The organism is Algoriphagus aurantiacus, from assembly GCF_035156405.1.
In the GTDB taxonomy this organism is placed as follows: Bacteria; Bacteroidota; Bacteroidia; order Cytophagales; family Cyclobacteriaceae; genus Algoriphagus; species Algoriphagus aurantiacus.
On sequence record NZ_JAXRUT010000012.1, the window covers coordinates 24,973 to 44,296 of the forward strand.

At 38.8% G+C, this 19,324-nt stretch carries 13 protein-coding genes; 10 read left to right on the forward strand and 3 right to left on the reverse strand.

Going from position 1 to position 19,324, the window contains the following annotated elements; genetic code table 11:
• Window positions 1–21: 21 nt before the first annotated feature.
• The 5 genes from SYJ56_RS13020 (at window position 22) to SYJ56_RS13040 (ending at window position 8,110) form a co-directional block, all read left to right on the forward strand.
• Window positions 22–2,451 carry a zinc-dependent metalloprotease gene (locus SYJ56_RS13020; RefSeq protein WP_323834728.1) on the forward strand — a complete coding sequence of 810 codons (2,430 nt, stop codon included), beginning with the start codon at window positions 22–24 and terminating at the stop codon, window positions 2,449–2,451.
• Between the two features lie 117 nt (window positions 2,452–2,568).
• Window positions 2,569–3,945 (forward strand): tetratricopeptide repeat-containing protein, encoded by a 1,377-nt coding sequence (locus tag SYJ56_RS13025; protein WP_323834731.1) that lies wholly within the window; start codon window positions 2,569–2,571, stop codon window positions 3,943–3,945.
• 27 nt (window positions 3,946–3,972) lie between these two features.
• Window positions 3,973–6,009 (forward strand): M3 family metallopeptidase, encoded by a 2,037-nt coding sequence (locus tag SYJ56_RS13030; protein WP_323834733.1) that lies wholly within the window; start codon window positions 3,973–3,975, stop codon window positions 6,007–6,009.
• A 63-nt stretch (window positions 6,010–6,072) separates the two neighbouring features.
• Complete coding sequence (locus SYJ56_RS13035) at window positions 6,073–7,191, forward strand: AI-2E family transporter (RefSeq protein ID WP_323834734.1); 1,119 nt, start codon at window positions 6,073–6,075, stop codon at window positions 7,189–7,191.
• Window positions 7,175–8,110, forward strand: a complete 936-nt coding sequence (locus SYJ56_RS13040) for a tetratricopeptide repeat protein (RefSeq protein WP_323834736.1) — start codon at window positions 7,175–7,177, stop codon at window positions 8,108–8,110. Before SYJ56_RS13035 ends, SYJ56_RS13040 begins: the two co-directional genes overlap by 17 nt.
• On the opposite strand, the gene SYJ56_RS13045 is transcribed toward SYJ56_RS13040, so the two are convergent.
• A complete protein-coding gene (locus SYJ56_RS13045; protein ID WP_323834738.1) occupies window positions 8,098–10,338 on the reverse strand; it encodes a hybrid sensor histidine kinase/response regulator in 2,241 nt (746 codons plus the stop codon). The genes SYJ56_RS13040 and SYJ56_RS13045 overlap by 13 nt on opposite strands.
• A gap of 301 nt (window positions 10,339–10,639) precedes the next feature.
• Complete coding sequence (locus tag SYJ56_RS13050) at window positions 10,640–12,901, reverse strand: aconitate hydratase (protein WP_323834740.1); 2,262 nt, start codon at window positions 12,899–12,901, stop codon at window positions 10,640–10,642.
• A 310-nt stretch (window positions 12,902–13,211) separates the two neighbouring features.
• On the opposite strand from SYJ56_RS13050, the gene SYJ56_RS13055 reads away from it, so the two are divergent.
• Window positions 13,212–14,990: a sensor histidine kinase gene (locus tag SYJ56_RS13055; protein ID WP_323834742.1), complete on the forward strand. Its 1,779-nt coding sequence runs from the start codon at window positions 13,212–13,214 to the stop codon at window positions 14,988–14,990.
• Here the strand turns inward: SYJ56_RS13055 and SYJ56_RS13060 are convergent.
• Entirely contained in the window at window positions 14,987–15,994 is a 1,008-nt protein-coding gene (locus tag SYJ56_RS13060) for an acyl-CoA reductase (RefSeq protein WP_323834744.1), read from the reverse strand. The genes SYJ56_RS13055 and SYJ56_RS13060 overlap by 4 nt on opposite strands.
• Window positions 15,995–16,134: 140 nt before the next feature.
• On the opposite strand from SYJ56_RS13060, the gene SYJ56_RS13065 reads away from it, so the two are divergent.
• From SYJ56_RS13065 to ychF, 4 genes are all read left to right on the forward strand, one after another.
• Window positions 16,135–16,482, forward strand: a complete 348-nt coding sequence (locus tag SYJ56_RS13065) for a 4Fe-4S binding protein (RefSeq protein ID WP_323834746.1) — start codon at window positions 16,135–16,137, stop codon at window positions 16,480–16,482.
• Window positions 16,483–16,642: 160 nt separating this feature from the next.
• Window positions 16,643–16,966, forward strand: coding sequence for a DUF3276 family protein (locus SYJ56_RS13070; protein ID WP_323834748.1), 324 nt, complete (start codon window positions 16,643–16,645; stop codon window positions 16,964–16,966).
• An 89-nt stretch (window positions 16,967–17,055) separates the two neighbouring features.
• Window positions 17,056–18,141 carry an AI-2E family transporter gene (locus SYJ56_RS13075; protein WP_323834750.1) on the forward strand — a complete coding sequence of 362 codons (1,086 nt, stop codon included), beginning with the start codon at window positions 17,056–17,058 and terminating at the stop codon, window positions 18,139–18,141.
• 7 nt (window positions 18,142–18,148) lie between these two features.
• Entirely contained in the window at window positions 18,149–19,246 is a 1,098-nt protein-coding gene (ychF, locus tag SYJ56_RS13080) for a redox-regulated ATPase YchF (protein WP_323834752.1), read from the forward strand.
• The last annotated feature ends 78 nt before the right edge of the window (window positions 19,247–19,324 follow it).

Genomic DNA, 19,324 nt, shown 5'->3' on the forward strand with positions numbered 1-19,324 from the left:
GGAATCAAACTACCAACAGCTATGAAAAAACAACTACTATTAATTCTAATCGCAGTCCTCTCTCTAAATACCGGGTTTACTCAAAGCCTAGATTTGAGTAAAATGAGTAAAAAGGACGGATTTATTCCTTTTTATCTCGATGAAGACAAAGGGAAGATTTACCTCGAAATTGATAAGCTGGAGTGGGAATTTCTCTATGTCAATTCACTCACAGCTGGAATTGGGTCTAATGACATTGGCCTGGATCGCGGTCAACTAGGCAATACGAGAATTGTAGAATTCAGAAAGTCCGGAAACAAGTTGTTTTTAGTTCACAAAAACTACGACTTCAGAGCTTATTCAGATAACCCTGCCGAAGTTCAATCCATTAAAGATGCTTTTGCAGAATCAATCCTTTGGGGATTTGAAATCACACAAAAAGAAGGTGATAAATTAATCATAGATGCAACCAATTTTTACCTTCAGGATGTACATGGAGTTTCCGAGAGATTAACCAGAAGCAGTCAGGGAACATTCCGACCAGACGCGAGCCGCTCTGCCTTGTACTACCCGATGACCAAAAACTTCCCCCAAAACACTGAAGTGGAAGCCATAATCACTTTGACGGGGCAGGCAACAGGTGGAAATCTAAGATCTGTCACCCCTTCACCAGATGCAGTGACTGTGCGTCAGCGACATTCATTCATAGAGCTTCCAGATGACAAATATGAGCCTCGTGAATTTGATCCGCGAGCTGGATTTGGAAGCATTTCCTATATGGATTTCACTACACCAATCTCTGAGCCTATCATGAAGAAATTCATCGCCCGTCATCGATTGGAGAAGAAAGATCCAAGTGCAGCAATGTCAGAGGCGGTAGAGCCAATCGTGTATTACCTTGATAGAGGCACGCCAGAACCCGTAGCTTCTGCTTTGATAGAAGGAGGAAACTGGTGGAATCAAGCTTTCGAGGCGGCAGGATTTATTAATGCATTTCGTGTGGAACTTGCACCAGAAGGCATGGATCTAATGGATGTCAGATATAATGTAATACAGTGGGTTCACCGCTCTACACGTGGCTGGTCCTATGGAGCAAGTGTACGTGATCCACGAACTGGCGAGATCTTGAAAGGTCATGTTTCTTTAGGTTCTCTTCGCGTGAGACAGGATTACCTAATTGCACAGGGGCTTTTACAGCCATTCGAAGAAGGTGCTCCAGCCAACCCTGAAATGTTAGAAATGGCAGTTGCGCGACTCAAACAACTATCTGCCCATGAGATCGGTCATACCATTGGTTTAGCACATAGCTATGCTACATCAGCCAACAATCGCTCATCCGTAATGGATTATCCTTATCCGCTCATCAAGGAGACCGCTAGCGGTGATCTTGATCTAAGCGAAGCTTATGATGATAAAATCGGTGATTGGGATAAGTGGGCAATCAAATATGGCTATGCTGTGACTCCCGAAGGTCAGGATGAGGCTACTTTTCTTAAAAACACCTTGGAAGAAACTTACGAAGCGGGTCATCAATTTATTACGGATTCGGACTCTAGAAGTCCAAGTGGTGCTCATCCAACATCTCACCTTTGGGATAATGGTGCATCAGCCTCAGCAGAATTGATGCGGATGCTTGAATTGCGAGAAAATCGAATGAAAACTTTTGGCTTAAATGCCATTCCAGCAGGCCAACCTCAAGCGCTGCTCGAAGAAGTATTTGTACCACTTTATCTAATGCACAGATATCAGATAGAAGCCACGAGCAAATTGTTAGGTGGCGTTGATTATAGGTATAAAATAAAAGGAGACAACCAGCCAAATCATGAATGGGTAAGTTCAATGGAGCAAGATGAAGCATTGAAAGCTTTACTTTTTGCTATTTCCCCAGCTCAATTGGAAGTACCCAATCATGTGCTAAACCTGATTCCACCCCGTCCGTTTGGCTATGGAAAAAACAGGGAAACCTTCGTTTCACGTACTGGACTTATGTTTGATCCAATTGCCCCCGCTGAAACCATTGTGGACTTAACACTCACTTTCCTATTTAATGAAGCAAGAGCTGATCGTATTTATATCCAAAACCTACAAAACAAAGATCTACCAAGCTTTGACGACGTTTTAACCACTATTGAAAAGCAGGTATTTTCTTCCAACGAATCTGAAGGGGCAAACTTGGAAATTAAACTAATGACTGAGGCCAAAATGATTGATCGTATGATTGCTCTGGCAAAAAGCACAGAAACCTCAAATACAGTTCGAGCAATAGTTAGAGGTCACTTGGATAATTTAAAAGATGAAGCCTTAGAGGACAGAAGTACCTCAAGACTGTTTTCTATGCACTCAGATTATCTCATAGACAAAATCGATGCATTTCTGGATCTACCAGTAGAGTTAACCGTCCAAGAAGAGATCAAATCGCCTGACGGCTCGCCTATAGGTATGGAGACCATGAGCTGTGACTTATACTTCTAAAGTCAATTTAAAATCCAATTAGAATAAAAGCTGGCATTTGTGTCGGCTTTTATTGTTTTAAGACATTGAAACCGAAATGGATAAAGATTATATTGGATTTTTAAAGCAAATATTTTTATGGGAAATACTAAAAAGAGATGTTTTGTAGTGATGGGATTTGGTACCAAAACAGATTATGTAAGTGGCAGAAAGCTTGACCTAAATAAATCCTACAAGTTTTTAATCAAACCAGTAGTAGAATCCAAAGGTTTAGTGTGCGTACGAGCTGACGAAATTTTACACTCTGGCTCAATAGATGTGCAGATGTATAAAGAACTATTGCAGGCCGACCTTGTGATTGCAGATCTTTCCACATCCAATAGCAATGCGATTTATGAACTTGGAATCAGACATGCATTGAGGCCCTATACCACTATAGTGGTCTCTGAAGACAAGCTCGTCTATCCTTTCGATTTGAATCATATCGTAATCAATAAATACAACCATCTCGGAGATGCCATTGATATAGAGGAAGCAGAACGATTCAAGGAGGGATTGGGAAAACAAATCGATGCAGTAATAAACAAAGAGGAAGCAGACAGTCCCGTCTATACCTACCTGAATTCATTGATTCCTCCCAGAATCCAAGATGCATTGGATGATGCTGCTGAGGAAATTTCCGAATCTGATAGTACTCCTCCAGAAACTGGAGAGGCCCTCTCCAAAATCATTCAGGATGCAGAAGACTTGATAGAGCAAAAAGAATTTGAAAAAGCAAAAATACTCTTTCAAACCGCTGTGGTTCTGGCAAACATGAATACCTCACAACCAGACACGTATTTGACTCATCGGCTAGCGTTCACCACCTATAAGGCTGCAAAACCTGATCTAGTCGGTTCGCTTTATGAAGCCATGGGGTTACTTAAATCCATTAACTTGGCGCACACTAATGACCCTGAAACCGTGTCAATGGCAGGAGCTGTTGAGAAAAAGCTTTACGAATGCGGCGAAGGAGAGAAGCATTTGGATGAAGCCCTTCTCTACTTTCTACGTAGTTATTACACTTTAAATAATAGATATAATGGGATCAATCTTGCCATTACTTACGTCTATCGGGCAAATTCAAACCTTGCCACTAGCGATACCGAAAAAATAGCTGATCTGGTAATGGCAAAAAGAACATGGAATCGTGTATTGTACCTATGTGAAAGAGATTGGCCAATAGTATTGGCGAAAGAAAAAAATGATGAAGCAAATCTTAATGACGATACAAAAGATGGGAAAGAATTGCAAGAATACTACAATACCCAAAAATTTTGGATATCTGTCAATCGTGCTGAGGCTTATTTTGGACTGGGGCAATTTGATCATTATAACAAAAACTTAGAGTTAGCGAAAAAAATCCCGCATCCTATCTGGATGTGGGAAAGCTTTACATCTCAAATCGGTAAATTAGCCATTGAATTATCCAAAGTAGGTCACTTCATGGAACCTTCTTGGAAAGCTCCTGTTTAGTTAGCCAAACGATACGATTCTAGATTTATGAATAACCCATTATTGGCGGATTTCGCTACACCATTTGATACCGCTCCTTTTGATCAAATCACTCCAACTCATTTTCTTCCTGCCGTAAAATCAGCCATTGCTGAAGCCAAAGAGGATATCTCAAAGATTAAAGCGGATACAGTTCCAAGCTTTGAAAACACAATTGAAGCGTTAGATAGTGCTGGCAAGCGGCTTGGCATTATTGCAGGTATATTTTTCAACCTCAATGCAGCGGAGACTAATGAAGAAATCCAATCTCTGGCTCGAGAGATATCCCCACTCTTAACAGAGCACGGCAACGATATACTCCTAGATCAAGTCCTTTTCCAGAGAGTTTCACGAGTTTTTGAGCAAAAGAACCAACTAAAACTATCTCCCGAGCAAACAACTTTGCTGGAGAAAACCTATAAATCTTTCGTGCGAAACGGAGCTAAGCTGAAGGGTGAAGAAGCAGATCAGCTAAGAAAAATAGATCAAGAATTGGCTCAAGTCTCTTTGATGTTTGGCGAAAACGTACTAGCTGAGACAAATAAGTTTGTGCATTTCGTAGATCAGGAATCTGACCTTGAAGGGCTTCCTGATGGAATTAAAGAAGCTGCGGCACAAATCGCAGAAGAAAAAGGTCAACCTGAAAAATGGGCCTTTACATTAGACTATCCGAGCTATATTCCTGCGATGACTTATGCGAAAAACAGAGCATTGCGTGAGACACTTTTCAGGGCCAGTGGCTCGAGATGTGCAAAAGGAGATGAATTGGATAACCAGGAAATCATCAAAAATATCTTGAAATTACGTCACAATCGAGCAGTTCTTCTAGGCTATAAAAGCCATGCGGATTTTGTATTGGAAGAGCGAATGGCTAAAAGTCCTAGGCAAGTCATCGCCTTTTTGGATTCATTGCTCGAAAAAGCGAAGCCAAAGGGAATTGCCGAAGTAAAAGAGCTGGAGGCATTTGCAAAGGAATTAGATAGACTGGAAAATTTGAAAAAGTGGGATTTTGCCTACTATTCTGAACTTCTGAAAAAGGAAAAATACGCTCTGGATGATGAGTTGTTAAGACCGTACTTCCAGCTGGAAAAAGTAATCGACGGCGTATTTCAAACCGCCCAAAAACTGTATGGAATTACCTTTACTCCCGTGGCGGACATTCCTCTTTACCATAAAGATGTAACTGCCTACGAAGTCAAAGACATGGATGGAAAGTTTCTTTCTGTCTTCTATGCTGACTTTTTCCCACGTGCTGGCAAAAGAAATGGAGCTTGGATGACCAGCTACAAGGGTCAAAGCATCAAAGATGGTGAAGATATCAGACCACATGTTTCCATCGTGTGTAATTTCACTAAACCGACCAAGTCTAAACCAAGTCTTTTGACCCTCAATGAAGTCACCACACTTTTCCATGAATTTGGTCATGCGCTTCATGGCATGATGGCAAAAGGAACCTATGAGTCACTTTCCGGCACCAGTGTATTCTGGGATTTTGTAGAGTTACCATCGCAGATTTTTGAAAACTGGTGTTATGAAAAAGAATGCTTGGATCTTTTTGCGAAGCACTATGAAACAGGTGAAAAGATCCCTGAACATCTAATCGAAAAAATCAAAAAGGCTTCTAATTTCCAGCAAGGCTATCAGACAGTAAGACAAATCAGCTTTAGCCTATTGGATATGGCATATCACAGCAAGGAACCGAATGACATTTCAAGCATTTCCGAATTTGAAGAAGAAGTAATGAAACCAACAGACTTACTTCCTAAAGTACCTGGAACCTTAATGAGCACTTCGTTTTCCCATATTTTCCAAGGGGGCTATTCTTCTGGATATTACAGCTACAAATGGGCAGAAGTCTTGGATGCAGATGCATTCGAATTGTTCCAAGAGAAAGGCATTTTTGATAAAGCTACTGCAGATTCATTCGTCAAAAATATACTCTCAGCGGGTGGAAGCGAGCATCCTTCTATCCTATACAAGCGATTCCGAGGTAGAGAACCTCAGCAGCATGCCTTATTAAAAAGGGCAGGATTGATTTCAGAATAATTCGCTTTCTTTACTTACTAATTGTATCAAGGAATTAGGTATTTAAACAAAACCAAAATCTTAATGGGAAATACTGGATTTAATATTCCTACTTATATACGCGCTCTTTCGGTAATGATATTCATTATCGTTTTGGTGTTTTTTCTGATTGTAGGTAAAAGTCTACTTGTCCCTTTATTTATGGGGGGGTTTTTCGCGATTTTATTTACGCCGCTTTCAATATGGCTTGAGTCTAAAAAAGTTCCAAGGATTCTTTCTTGTGTGATTTCCCTTTTGATGATGATCGCAGTTGTAGGAGGCCTGTTGACCTTCATTGTGGGGAACGTAGCAAGTTTCACTAAAGACTTTGATGATGTATCGGGAAGGCTCACGGAATATGCAGAGGATATTGATCAGTGGGCTATGGACACGTTCTCCATTGATACAGCAATAGCCGAAAAAGCCAATACGGATTATCTGAAAAACTTGCTGACTGAGAATAGTTCGAGTATAGGTGACTTTGCTATGAAGACAGTAGGTTCGCTTACAGGTCTTGTTTTGATACCAGTTTTCATGTTTTTCTTTCTTTTGTATAGAAATCACCTGACCAATGTAATTATTCATATTTACAAGGATAAAGACCCTGAACTTGTCAAAATTCGTATTGTCAGTCTGCGAAAAGTGATTCTAAACTACATCGTGGGAGTAGTAAAAGTGATGGGAATTCTGGCAGTATTAAACATCACTGCATTTTCCTTACTGGGAATTAAGCACGCTGTATTTTTCGGTACGCTTGGAGCAATGTTGAATATTATTCCTTACGTTGGTCCGTTTTTCGGAGCAATGCTTCCTATGATATACTCCTTCCTTACCAAGGATAGTTTATTTTATCCTGCCGGAGTGCTCGTGAGCTATCAGATTATACAGATGATTGAGGGTAATTTCCTAACCCCAAAAATCGTAGGCGGTAATGTCAATCTTAATGCTTTCATCACCTTCCTTGGATTAATCATTGGAGGCACAATCTGGGGTGTAGCAGGAATGATTCTGGTCATTCCCATGATGGCAATTCTCCGGGAAATATTTGATTTAAGTGAATCTACCCGACCTTTTGCGATATTGCTTGGGGAAGAAAAAGAAGATGAAAAGATAGAAGTGCAACATGAGGAAGCTGAAGAGATAGAACATGAAAAAAACGATTAAAACGCTTATAGTCCTGATCAGTATCTGGACAGGATTTTCATGTGATAGTGACGAAAATAAGAAAGGTAGATTTCTATTGAAAGGGAATGAAAAGATGGAGGAGAATGATCCTAAAGGCGCCATGGAATTCTATAGTGAAGCCTTAGTGATGGACTCTACTTATGCTGATGCTTATTATAATAAAGCGCTCGCTCACTTACAGCTAAACCAACTTAGTGAGAGCATCCAAGACCTTAGTCTTGCTATCAAATACAAGCCCGATTATTACGATGCTATTTTCCAAAGAGGTTTGAATTACATGGACAATGGAGAGTTTTACAATGCTAGAGAAGATGCGCAAAAACTGGTACAACTCGATGATGAAAATTGGAGAAGTCACTTTCTATCTGGCTTGGTGCAAGAAAAACTAGCTAATTTCCCTGAAGCACTTGAGGCATTTGGCAAAGCAGCTGAACTCAATCCTGAGAATTCTGATCTGCTAGTAAACCAAGCAACAATCCTCTATTATCAGAAAGATTCAGAAGGAGCTAAAAAGATTTTAAGTGAGGCAATGGCAATTAATCCACTGGAGCCAAACCTTCATAATTTACGCTCCATGATCTATTTTGATGAGCAAAATTACAGTGAAGCTTTGAATGCAATAGAGAAAGCACTTTCATTGGATAAGAGCGAAGCATATTTCTACAATAACAAAGGACTTTACCTCCTTTTTATGGATCAAAAAGAACAAGGACTTGACCTAATTAACCAAAGTATTCAAATGGATCCAAAGAATCCATTTGCATTAAGAAATAAGGGTATTTACTATGTAATGGAAGGAGATAAGACTTCTGCACTACAATACTTAGCAGAATTGAATCAGAATTACCCAAATATGGATTTAGTAAAAGAGTATTTAGAAAAGGCTCAGGCGCTCTGATTTCTTTCATAAATTACTTCTTGGATGATCTTCTGTAATTCAGATGCGTCAATTGGCTTTGCCACAAAACCGTCAAAATCACACTCTTCAATTCTATCTTTAATTTCGAGCTTGGCTGCTGCTGTAAGTGCTATTACTGGAGCTTCAGTGATTTTTTTGATTGCCAAAGTGGCTTCAAAACCATCCATTTCAGGCATTTGAATATCCATCAAAATACAATCAAAATTGGTTTGCTTGACTGCATTTACAGCCTCCAATCCGTTTAAAACTCGTTCATAGGTGAAGCCCCATTTGTTGATAATTTTACCTAAAACTAGGGCATTCACATCATTATCTTCAGCCATTAGCAAATGGAGTGATGAATTTTGGTATAAATATCCGTTGATATGAACAGGTTTCTCTACTTCCATTTCAGCTATCTCAAATTCCAACTCAAAAAAGAACTTACTTCCTTCATTCAATCTGGATTGTAGGGCTATTTCTCCTCCCATTAGGTTTAATAGCTTTTTCGTGATAGAAAGGCCTAGACCTGTTCCGCCGTATTTTGTGCTAAAAGTTGGACTTACTTGATCAAAATCGTTGAAAATCTTTTCTTGATGCTCTGGTGCAATACCGATCCCATTATCGCTAACTTCGAAATATACCTTGGCCTTTCCATTGCCATTTTCAAGCAAATTAACTTTCACTTTGACCTCACCTTCATTTGTGAATTTAAGTGCATTAGTGATTAGGTTATTCAGTATTTGAGAGAGACGAGTTTTATCACCAGAAACTGTAATGTCAAGTCCATCAGAAAAAATAACTTCCAACCTATTCTTACTGTCTCTAGCATGGAAAGACAAGCCTTTAATTATTTGATTTACAAATGAACTCAGGTGAAAAGGAGATTTTTCGATGGTTAATTTGCCTGCTTCAATTTTCTGAAAATCAAGCAAATCGTTGATCATAATGATTAGGTTATCCACAGCAAAATTGATGGTTTCCAACTCAGGTTTTTGGTGGACTTGCGGATGGTCATGGATTAAGGAATAAGTTGATCCTGAAATTGCATTCAACGGAGTGCGGAGCTCATGACTGATCATAGAAAGGAAATCAGACTTGATTTGATTAGCTTTTTCTGCAGCTTTTCTTGATTCATCTAGCGTGGCTTCAAACTCTTTCTGTTTGCTAATATCCGTCAGGTATCCATACCAAACCATATCCCCATTTGCGAGTGCTTGCGGTCTTGCAGCGCCAAGAACCCAGCGATATTCATCAGAAGTTGGATTCGATTTTACTCGGAATTGACATTGCCAAGGTTCTATCTTTTTTGCTGAAGCTATAGAACTCATTATTACCTGTGGTAAATCCATCGGATGAACACGGGAAATTGCCATCGATATATCTGTGAAATTCTCAATCTCTTCAGGCTCCAAACCTAATACTTGTGCTATACCTTTAGAGAGAAATGAGAAGCTCATTTTACCCTCAGTATCCATCACCAATTGATATAAACCACCAGGAACCTGCTCTGTAAGGTTCATTAAGAAATTGCTGCTATCTTCCAAATCCTTTTCCAGCGTAACTTTCTCTGAAATATTTTGGAATGAAAGCATCACATACTGTAAACCTTCCACTATGAGTTGCTTTGAAGCAATTTCTATAGTCTGTTGATTTCCAGATGGATTAGTAAGTACGACTGAAAAACGTTGGGTAGTAGTACCAGAAACAGCAGCACTAATCCAATTTCTCCATTGTTGAGGATTGTCCAATAAATCTTCTAATTCACTAAGATGATTTAATTTCTCATCACTAGTAAACCCAAGGAGGTTTAGAGCTTCCGTATTGGAAATAAAAACTTCACCATCTGGCTTTAATACTAATTGTGCATCTGGAAATTCTACTAGAAATTGTTGCAACTCCTTTTTCGTGGGTAACCCCTGATTCCTGACTTTTTTCCCTTTATAAAATAAAAAATAGTTTGTAGAGCTGTCCTGCGGAAGTTCTATATGAAAATCATATTCATTCCCTCCATGACTTAAATTTAATTCTTCCTTGAAGATAAAACTACTGATATCGAGCCCCAATCCAACTAGACTTCTATCTACTAGACTTTCGCCAATCTGCTCTTCAAAGGATTTATTCGAATAAAAAATAGCGTACGGAAAGGTATCATCTGCAAGAAACACCATCTCTGATGACTCGTAAATAAGTTTTTTAAATGTACTGTTGATTCCCCTTTCCTGCATTGAAATAGTGGTTGCTTTGATCGGCTATTATTCTTGGTAAAATCAAAAATACCACAACAGATCATTTATGAAGTAAACATACAGCTATTTGCATTTCATAACAAGCAATCTGATTTATAAATACATTATTTGTGAATAATTAAATCAAAAAATTAACTCTTCAAATTAGGTTCTTACTAATTATCTCATTGAATAATCCATGATTTATCCATGAATAGTCCATGAATTGTCTTAAATGAAAACTTGAATACAAAAAAAAGCCGTAACATTTACGTTACGGCTTACTATAAAATTCTTGTTTTTAGGCTTTCGCTTTGATCAAGTTAAGTGCAGAGCCCGCCTTAAACCATTCTATTTGTCCTTGATTGTAAGTATGATTCACTTGGATAGTATCTGAGGATCCATCCGTGTGATTCAATACAACTTGCAATTGCTTGCCTGGAGCAAAAGTAGTCAAGCCAAGGATATCAATTGAATCATCCTCCTGAACCAAATCATAGTCCGCAGGATTAGCAAAAGTCAGGCCTAGCATACCTTGTTTCTTCAGGTTAGTTTCATGGATCCTAGCAAATGATTTCACGAGAATAGCGCGAACACCTAAGAATCGAGGCTCCATTGCTGCATGTTCTCTTGATGATCCTTCGCCATAGTTTTCATCACCAACAACAATAGAACCGATGCCTTTAGCTTTATAATCACGCTGGGTAGCTGGCACCTCACCGTATTCCCCTGTCAATTGGTTCTTTACGGAGTTAGTAGCATCTGTATATGCATTTATAGCACCTATAAGCATATTGTTAGAGATATTATCCAAATGTCCTCTAAATCTTAACCATGGTCCAGCCATAGAAATATGATCTGTAGTACACTTACCTTTCGCTTTGATCAGAAGTTTAAGGCCTTTCAGATCTGTACCCTCCCAAGCCTTAAAGGAATCCAAGAGTTGTAGACGATCTGAAGTAGGGCTAACCGCTATGGTTACTGTAGAACCATCTTCTGCTGGCTGCTGGTATCCGGCATCCTCTACTGCAAAGCCTTTAGTAGGCAACTCAAGTCCACTTGGCTCATCTAGCATTACTGAAATTCCATCTTCATTGATCAGGCTATCAGTCAATGGGTTGAATGTTAAATCACCAGCAATTGCCAATGCTGTAACGATCTCAGGAGAAGCTACAAAAGAGTGCGTATTAGGATTGCCATCGGCACGCTTTGCAAAGTTTCTGTTGAAAGAAGTGATAATAGAGTTTTTCTCCTGCTTTTCAGCTCCATGACGAGCCCACTGACCGATACAAGGACCACAAGCATTTGCAAGTACTACACCGCCCATTTGACCGAAAGTATCCAAAAACCCGTCTCTGTCTACCGTATATCTTACCTGCTCAGATCCTGGAGTAATTGTATATTCAGATTTAGCGACTAGTTTTTTATCTACAGCCTGCTGGGCTAGGGAAGCCGCTCTTGAAATATCCTCATAGGAAGAATTAGTACAAGATCCGATCAAACCAACTTCCAATTTTGCTGGCCAGCCATTTTCTTTCACGGCCTCAGCAAATTTAGAGATAGGCCAAGCCAAATCTGGAGTGAATGGTCCATTTACGTGTGGCTCCAATTCTGAAAGATTGATCTCGATTACTTCGTCGAAGTAAGTAGCAGGATTAGCATAAACCTCGTCATCACCTGTAAGGTGCTCAGCAATTCCATTTGCCAATTGAGCTATATCAGCTCTTTCAGTAGCGCTTAAGTAAGCTGCAGATTTCTCATCGTATCCGAAGATAGAAGTAGTGGCTCCGATTTCAGCACCCATGTTACAGATGGTACCTTTTCCTGTAGCGGAAAGAGATCTAGCACCATCACCGAAATATTCGACAATTGCGCCTGTCCCACCTTTTACTGTTAGAATACCTGCAACTTTCAAGATTACATCTTTGGCAGAAGTCCATCCAGAAAGTTTTCCAGTAAGCTTTACCCCAATTAATTTAGGGAACTTAAGCTCCCAAGGAAGACCAGCCATTACATCACATGCATCTGCTCCACCTACTCCGATCGCTATCATTCCAAGTCCACCGGCATTTGGCGTATGAGAATCAGTGCCAATCATCATTCCACCTGGGAATGAATAATTTTCTAATACTACTTGGTGAATGATACCTGCACCAGGCTTCCAAAAACCGAGACCATATTTATTAGAAACAGAAGCTAAGAAATCGTAAACTTCCTTGTTTTTATCTTTTGCTTTAGTCAAATCCTGATCTGCCCCAACTTCAGCTTGAATTAAGTGATCACAATGAACTGTAGATGGTACAGCCACTTGACTCTTACCTGCTTGCATAAATTGAAGCAAAGCCATCTGCGCGGTAGCATCTTGCATTGCAACCCTATCTGGTTGAAAATCAACGTAAGAAACACCTCGGCCATATGCCTGTGAAGCGGCACCTTCGCTCAAGTGTGCGTAAAGAATCTTTTCTGTCAAAGTAAGTGGACGCCCCACAGCCTTACGGGCTGCGTCGATACGTTCTGGATATCTGGCATACACTTTTTTGATCATTTCAATATCAAAAGCCATTGTATAGGGATTTTTGTTTAGTAAAAGTTTCGATTTTTAACGATTGCAAATATAGGAAGTTAGGCCAATAATATGTAACCATTCCTCTAGTGTAAAGCAGCCTTTCTCCTTATTTAAAACCATTTTACCTTCATCTGCCAATCTAACTCTTCCATTATAGGATCATTATTCTTAAATCAAAGAAAAATCAACCCAATTCATTTTATCAAAGTATTGGATTTATATTCTGTAGTAATGAGATATCAGCCATAATTATAGTCATATAATATTTAAATTGCCGACCTCTCAAATAACCTACCATATCGCGTAAATGGAGTTCATTCTTAATCCATTTTCTATTACACTTTTAATATCCGGATTATTAGTCGGAGGTCTTTCAGTCTACATCACATTTACAGTAGAGGGTTCTACAAGGTGGATTGCTCTCACCATGCTCTGCGCAGCTATTTGGGGTTTTTTCTATGGCCTTGAACTCAGCGTGTCCACCCTAGAGGCCATGAAACTGTTTATAAAATTGGAATATTTAGGAATTGCTTTTATAGGTGCATTTTGGGTGATATTTAGCTTGAAATACACCAGTTATAAATCAAAAAACTATAGGGTGCTGATTGCTTTTGTACTCGCTACTCCAATCTTGACCTACTTATTGGTGCTTACTAATGAACACCATCACCTGTATTACCAATCATTTAATATCTCCAAGTTAGGCCCGTTCCCTACTGCTTCTATTGAAATCGGACCATGGTACTATGTCAATTTGATATATACCTATGCTGCATTTGCTATGGGGTTGTTAATCATTTGGAAAAGATTTAGATTCTCAGATCAGCTATTCAAAACTCAAACACAGTTAATGTTATTAGCTGTATTGTTCCCATTGCTTTTCAACCTTTTCTATCAATCAGGTATTTTCAGACCCTTCGAAGATATTGATTTGACACCTTTTTCTTTTTTACTCTCCTACCTGATTTTAGGATTCGCAATTATTAAATATCAACTCTTTAACCTCAAGCCAATTGCTAGAAACAAAGTAATGGAAGCAATTACTCGGGGAGTTTTAGTGCTAGATTCTGAAACAAAAATTGTGGACTTCAATCCTGCTTTTCTTGCCCTTGGCATTTTTCCGGAGAAAGTAAAAATTGCCACCAAAGCTGAAAAAATTTTCGAAAACAAAACCGACATACTTAAGTTAATTGCCTCCGGGGAAGCCAATAGTATTGAGCGTAATTTCACTATAGGTGACACAGAAAAAATTTTTCAAATTGAGACAATTCCACTCCAAGACAGAAATTCTGTAAGTAACGGTCTAGTATTACTATTTGCAGATATAACTGAGCAAAAGTCTATAAACGAGAAACTTAAAAAGCAGGCTATTGAACTTCAGCAACTTAACGACCTTAAGGACAAGTATTTCAGTATCATTTCCCATGATCTTAAAGGTCCGATATTCGGTATCAAAGAATTGATTCACCTGACTAATTCTGGTGATGTTTCAAACGAAGAATTTTTGGATATGCTCCCTGAGGTCTCCAGAAACATGGAGCAAGTAGCCCACTTACTTGAGAATCTTTTAGCATGGTCAAGCTCCCAACTTAAGGGTGGGGAAATAGTGAAATCTCAAGATTTCGATATACACAAAACACTAGTTCAGCAAAAGGGTGTTTTGGAAAGAATCGCCAATGAGAAGAAAATTGAGATTTTGATAGACGCAAGGGCAAAATCTAATATACTGGCTGACAAAAACATGATTGAATTGGTTATGAGAAATCTAATTAGCAATGCCATAAAGTTTTCTAATCAAGGAGAGAAAATCAGAATTTCAACTGACGATGAAGAGGACTTCGTCAAAATTTGCATAGAGGATTATGGGAAGGGTATTTCTACTGAAAACCTATCAAAAATCTATGAAGGAATATCTTTTACCACAACTGGGCAAAACAATGAATCTGGGACAGGTCTTGGCCTAGTGTTGGTAAAAGAATACATCCAGAAGAATAATGGGCAAATGGAAGTTTATTCTGAAGAGGGAAAAAGAACAAAATTCTGCATCAGATTACCTGCCGCCCACAGGGATAGCACACTTTCTTAAGATAATTCCAGTAAAAAAGCCATTGTATCTACCTCATCAGCATATTCCCAAGGCTCGGGAGTTTGTGCAGTTCCAAAAGGCACTCTTCCACTTGAATTGCCTACCACACATTGAATTTTCTTTTTCAATCCATCAAGCTTTTCTGACAATTCCTCCTCACTAGCATATACTTCATAAAAGAGAACGGAAATTGGAGAGATTAATTCTTCACTTTCTTTCACAAGCAAAAAGCCATTGTCCAGATGTTCTTCAAGATTAACCAGATAAATAGATTTATTATAATCGTAATTGTTGTGGTATTTATGATGTGATCCTACAGACGCATATACCTCTAAAGCATTCAGCAAATCCTGAAGTTGGTCTTTGGACCTGATATATATTTTAGAAACATTCCTACATCCCAAGCCATAATATTGAAAAATATCCTTGCCTAGACTGATGTAGTCTTTGGAATTCTCATTCCCTGTAAGAACTGCAACAGAAGTTCTATTTTGACGGATCACATTTGGATATTTGCCGAAATAGTAATTGAAATACCGAGATGAATTATCACTTCCTGTGGCAATATATGCATCCATGCCTTTCAGCATTTCTTCTATACGAATCAGAGCTTCAAGCCTAAAATCAATCTCTACCAGTTTTTTTATGATCCATTTCATCAGGATCTCATCCGATGAGCTCAGCTTGATTACTGCTTGATGCCCTGATAGAATGACACACATCAAGTCATGAAAACCAACTCCTGGAATATTTCCTGCCAACATCAAACCTAGTGATTTGGGATTTTCTACTTCTTTCAACTTATAAATAGATAGCCAAGCGTCCAATTTCTCTGGAGAAAGCATGAAGGAAATACCTTGAAGTGCAAACTCTACAGATTCTTTGGTGAACCAATTGTTATTATTTTCAGCTCTCCAAAGCAACTCGTCTTTCTCTTCTGGGCTTAGGTCTTTGATCGCTTTTCCAAGATTGACAAATGCGGATATACGTTCTGCTGGCTTCATATTGTAGGGTTGATGAGGCAAATTTAGCCTTTTTGAAAAGAAGCAACCTTAGAATCGAATTAAATTAGTTAGTATGACAACTTTTTTATTGCCTCACAGTTTTAAGGTTGTTACTTTTGGGCTATTAAATAATTGAAATTATGGCTATAATGATTACCGACGAATGCATCAACTGCGGTGCATGTGAACCAGAATGCCCAAACACTGCCATTTACGAAGGTGGCGTAGAGTGGACTTGGGGAGGCGGTACTAGTTTAAATGAAGTTACTTTAGAAGACGGTACTGTAGTAGATGCAAATGAAAAGCAATATCCTATATCTGATGAGTTCTACTATATCGTAACTGATAAGTGCACAGAATGCAATGGCTTTCACGAAGAGCCACAGTGTGCGGCTGTTTGTCCTGTTGACTGCTGCGTAGATGACCCGGATCACAGAGAATCTGAGGAAGAACTATTGGCTAAAAAAGCCATGATGCACGGAGAATAAGTAGCACATATACAGCAAGATTCTATCAGATTTTCAGTAAATTGGATCAATAAACAAGCTTAGAGATTAAAATAATAAAGGTCTGGTTTGAATTCTCAGTTCTAAATGTTTTATTTTAGCTCGTATTTTAACCAACCTTACACATAAAACATACAGCATTGTGGACGATCAAAGAGGCTATGACAGAGAGGAGATTTTCTCTAAGAAAGTAAAAGCGGGTAAGAGAACATATTTTTTTGATGTAAAATCAACTCGCTCAAATGACTACTATCTGACAATCACAGAGAGTAAGAGAAAGGTAAACGGAGAGAGTTTCACTTACGAAAAGCATAAAATTTTCCTTTACAAGGAAGATTTCTTCAAGTTTGTGGAAGCGCTAAACGAATCTGTAGATCACGTGAAAAATGAGCTACTTCCAGATGTTGATTTCGAGCAATACGAAAAGGAGGAATCAGAATATAACGATGAATTGAAGTGGGAATAACGTATCTAGATTTGTCTACACACTAGTTTCAAAGTAGAGAAATAGTATATTAGAGGAGGCAGTAATGTCTCCTTTTCTTATTTCAGAATATGCAGCGCTTTTTCATTTACCTCATCTTATTTATAGCAGTTTTTTTACTGTTCGGCTGGTATTTTTCCAATATCACCCTTTACCTGATCATTTCTTTAATTCTGGCGGCGCTTTTACGCCCACTGACCAACCAGCTGAATGACTTTCACTTATTAGGCCAGCATATTCCAAGATGGGTTGCAATACTCCTATCCTACTCTGCAATAGTTTTATTGATGGTGTTGCTTAGTTTTCTTTTCTTTCCTCTGATAAATAATCAAATAATTATTCTTAGTGAACTGGATCTAAATGGGATTTATGAGCAAATTCAACTCCCTATCAACAGAGTCGAAGGTTTTCTCTTGCGACATGAATTATTAGAAACTCAGCCTGGATTCTTATTTGGCAGCCTGAAAAGCAGTATGATCGAAATGATAAAAGAATTCGATTTTACATCATTTATCAGTGGAGTAATCAACACTACAAGCAGTCTTTTCATAGGAATGATGGCAATCGCTTTTATTAGCTTTTTCCTTCTTCTGGAAAATGGCCTCTTGAGAAGAAACTTGCTCAATTTGATCCCAAACCCTTATTTCGAACTTTCGGTTGCGACTTTTACCAAAGTAGAAAAACTGCTATCCAATTACCTTTCAGGTCTTTTGCTACAAATGCTTGCAATTTTCTCGTTAGCTAGTTTTGGCTTAACTATAATGGGGGTGGAATACGCTTTGACAATAGCCCTATTCGCTGCTGTGGCAAATCTTATCCCGTATGCAGGGCCATTGCTAGGTGCCACGTTCGGAATTATCGTAGGGATTTCTGCGGGTACTTTTGAAACAAACGCAGAATTGAATTACTTAATCGTGAAGATACTTTCAGTCTTTGGGCTAGTTCAGATTACTGATAATATATTTCTGCAACCAATGATCTTTTCTAAAACTGTAAAAGCGCATCCCCTTGAAATATTTGTTGTTATCTTTGCCGGGGCAAAAATCGCCGGCGTGGTCGGGATGATATTTGCCATACCGGTTTATACGATCTTTAGAGTGTTTATTTTGGAGTTCTATAAAGGGTATAAATCTTACAGAATATTTCAAATAAAATAACGAATTAATGGCATTACAATGTGGCATTGTAGGACTTCCGAACGTAGGAAAATCCACTCTGTTTAACGCCCTATCAAGTGCGAAAGCTGAAGCAGCTAATTTCCCTTTTTGCACTATCGAGCCTAATGTGGGTGTAGTTACCGTCCCTGACAAGAGACTTCAGATCCTAGAAGAGCTTGTGAATCCTCAACGGGTTCTTCCTACAGTGATTGAATTTGTGGACATTGCTGGTCTGGTAAAAGGGGCTAGCAAAGGAGAAGGATTGGGGAATAAATTTCTTGCAAACATTCGTGAGGTAGATGCTGTTATACATGTGATCAGGTGCTTTGACGATGAGAATATCGTCCATGTAGCTGGCAGTGTAGATCCAGTTTTTGACAAGGAAGTAATCGATACAGAACTTCAATTGAAAGATCTGGAGTCAGTGGAGAAGAAAATCCAGAAGTCAGAAAAGATTGCAAAATCGGGCGATGCCAAAGCAAGAAAGGAACTTGAAACGCTTTTGCTATTTAAACAAGCTCTGACAGATGGGAAAAATGCCAGATCAGTGGATGTGGATAGAGAAGATTTGGAAGCTGTTCGTGATTTGCATTTGTTGACCATCAAGCCTGTCATCTATGTAGCGAATGTGGACGAAGAAAGCCTTCAAGCTGGAAACAAATATGTTGACAAGCTTCGTGAAGAAGTAAAAGATGAGAATGCTGAAGTAATTGTACTTTGCGCAGCAATAGAAGCTCAAATAGCAGAATTTGATGACCCTGAAGAGAAGGAAATGTTTCTTGGGGAATACGGTCTGGAAGAAAGTGGATTGAACAAATTGATTAGTGGTGCGTATTCTCTATTACACTTGATCACCTATTTCACAGCTGGAGTACAGGAAGTTAGAGCTTGGACTATCAAAAAAGGCTGGAAAGCACCCGCCGCTGCCGGAGTAATTCACACAGATTTCGAAAGGGGGTTTATCAAAGCTGAAGTAATAAAACTAGCTGAGTATCAGAAATTCAAAACTGAAGCAGCGTGCCGAGAAAATGGAAAAATAGCCATTGAAGGCAAAGAATATGTTGTCCAGGATGGTGATATTATGCATTTTAGATTTAATGTTTAAGAATTTCTCAAAAAAAGTGATAATTTTGTAATTGCTTATTCACCCCATACGTTACAAATTTTATCTTATTTATTGTCT

Excerpts from the sequence above, each read along its gene's own strand:
- SYJ56_RS13020 (WP_323834728.1), top strand. The coding sequence starts at position 22 with ATGAAAAAACAACTACTATTAATTCTAATCGCAGTCCTCTCTCTAAAT.
- SYJ56_RS13025 (WP_323834731.1), top strand. The coding sequence starts at position 2,569 with ATGGGAAATACTAAAAAGAGATGTTTTGTAGTGATGGGATTTGGTACC.
- SYJ56_RS13030 (WP_323834733.1), top strand. The coding sequence starts at position 3,973 with ATGAATAACCCATTATTGGCGGATTTCGCTACACCATTTGATACCGCT.
- SYJ56_RS13035 (WP_323834734.1), top strand. The coding sequence starts at position 6,073 with ATGGGAAATACTGGATTTAATATTCCTACTTATATACGCGCTCTTTCG.
- SYJ56_RS13040 (WP_323834736.1), top strand. The coding sequence starts at position 7,175 with ATGAAAAAAACGATTAAAACGCTTATAGTCCTGATCAGTATCTGGACA.
- SYJ56_RS13045 (WP_323834738.1), bottom strand. The coding sequence starts at position 10,338 with ATGCAGGAAAGGGGAATCAACAGTACATTTAAAAAACTTATTTACGAG.
- SYJ56_RS13050 (WP_323834740.1), bottom strand. The coding sequence starts at position 12,901 with ATGGCTTTTGATATTGAAATGATCAAAAAAGTGTATGCCAGATATCCA.
- SYJ56_RS13055 (WP_323834742.1), top strand. The coding sequence starts at position 13,212 with ATGGAGTTCATTCTTAATCCATTTTCTATTACACTTTTAATATCCGGA.
- SYJ56_RS13060 (WP_323834744.1), bottom strand. The coding sequence starts at position 15,994 with ATGAAGCCAGCAGAACGTATATCCGCATTTGTCAATCTTGGAAAAGCG.
- SYJ56_RS13065 (WP_323834746.1), top strand. The coding sequence starts at position 16,135 with ATGGCTATAATGATTACCGACGAATGCATCAACTGCGGTGCATGTGAA.
- SYJ56_RS13075 (WP_323834750.1), top strand. The coding sequence starts at position 17,056 with ATGCAGCGCTTTTTCATTTACCTCATCTTATTTATAGCAGTTTTTTTA.
- ychF (WP_323834752.1), top strand. The coding sequence starts at position 18,149 with ATGGCATTACAATGTGGCATTGTAGGACTTCCGAACGTAGGAAAATCC.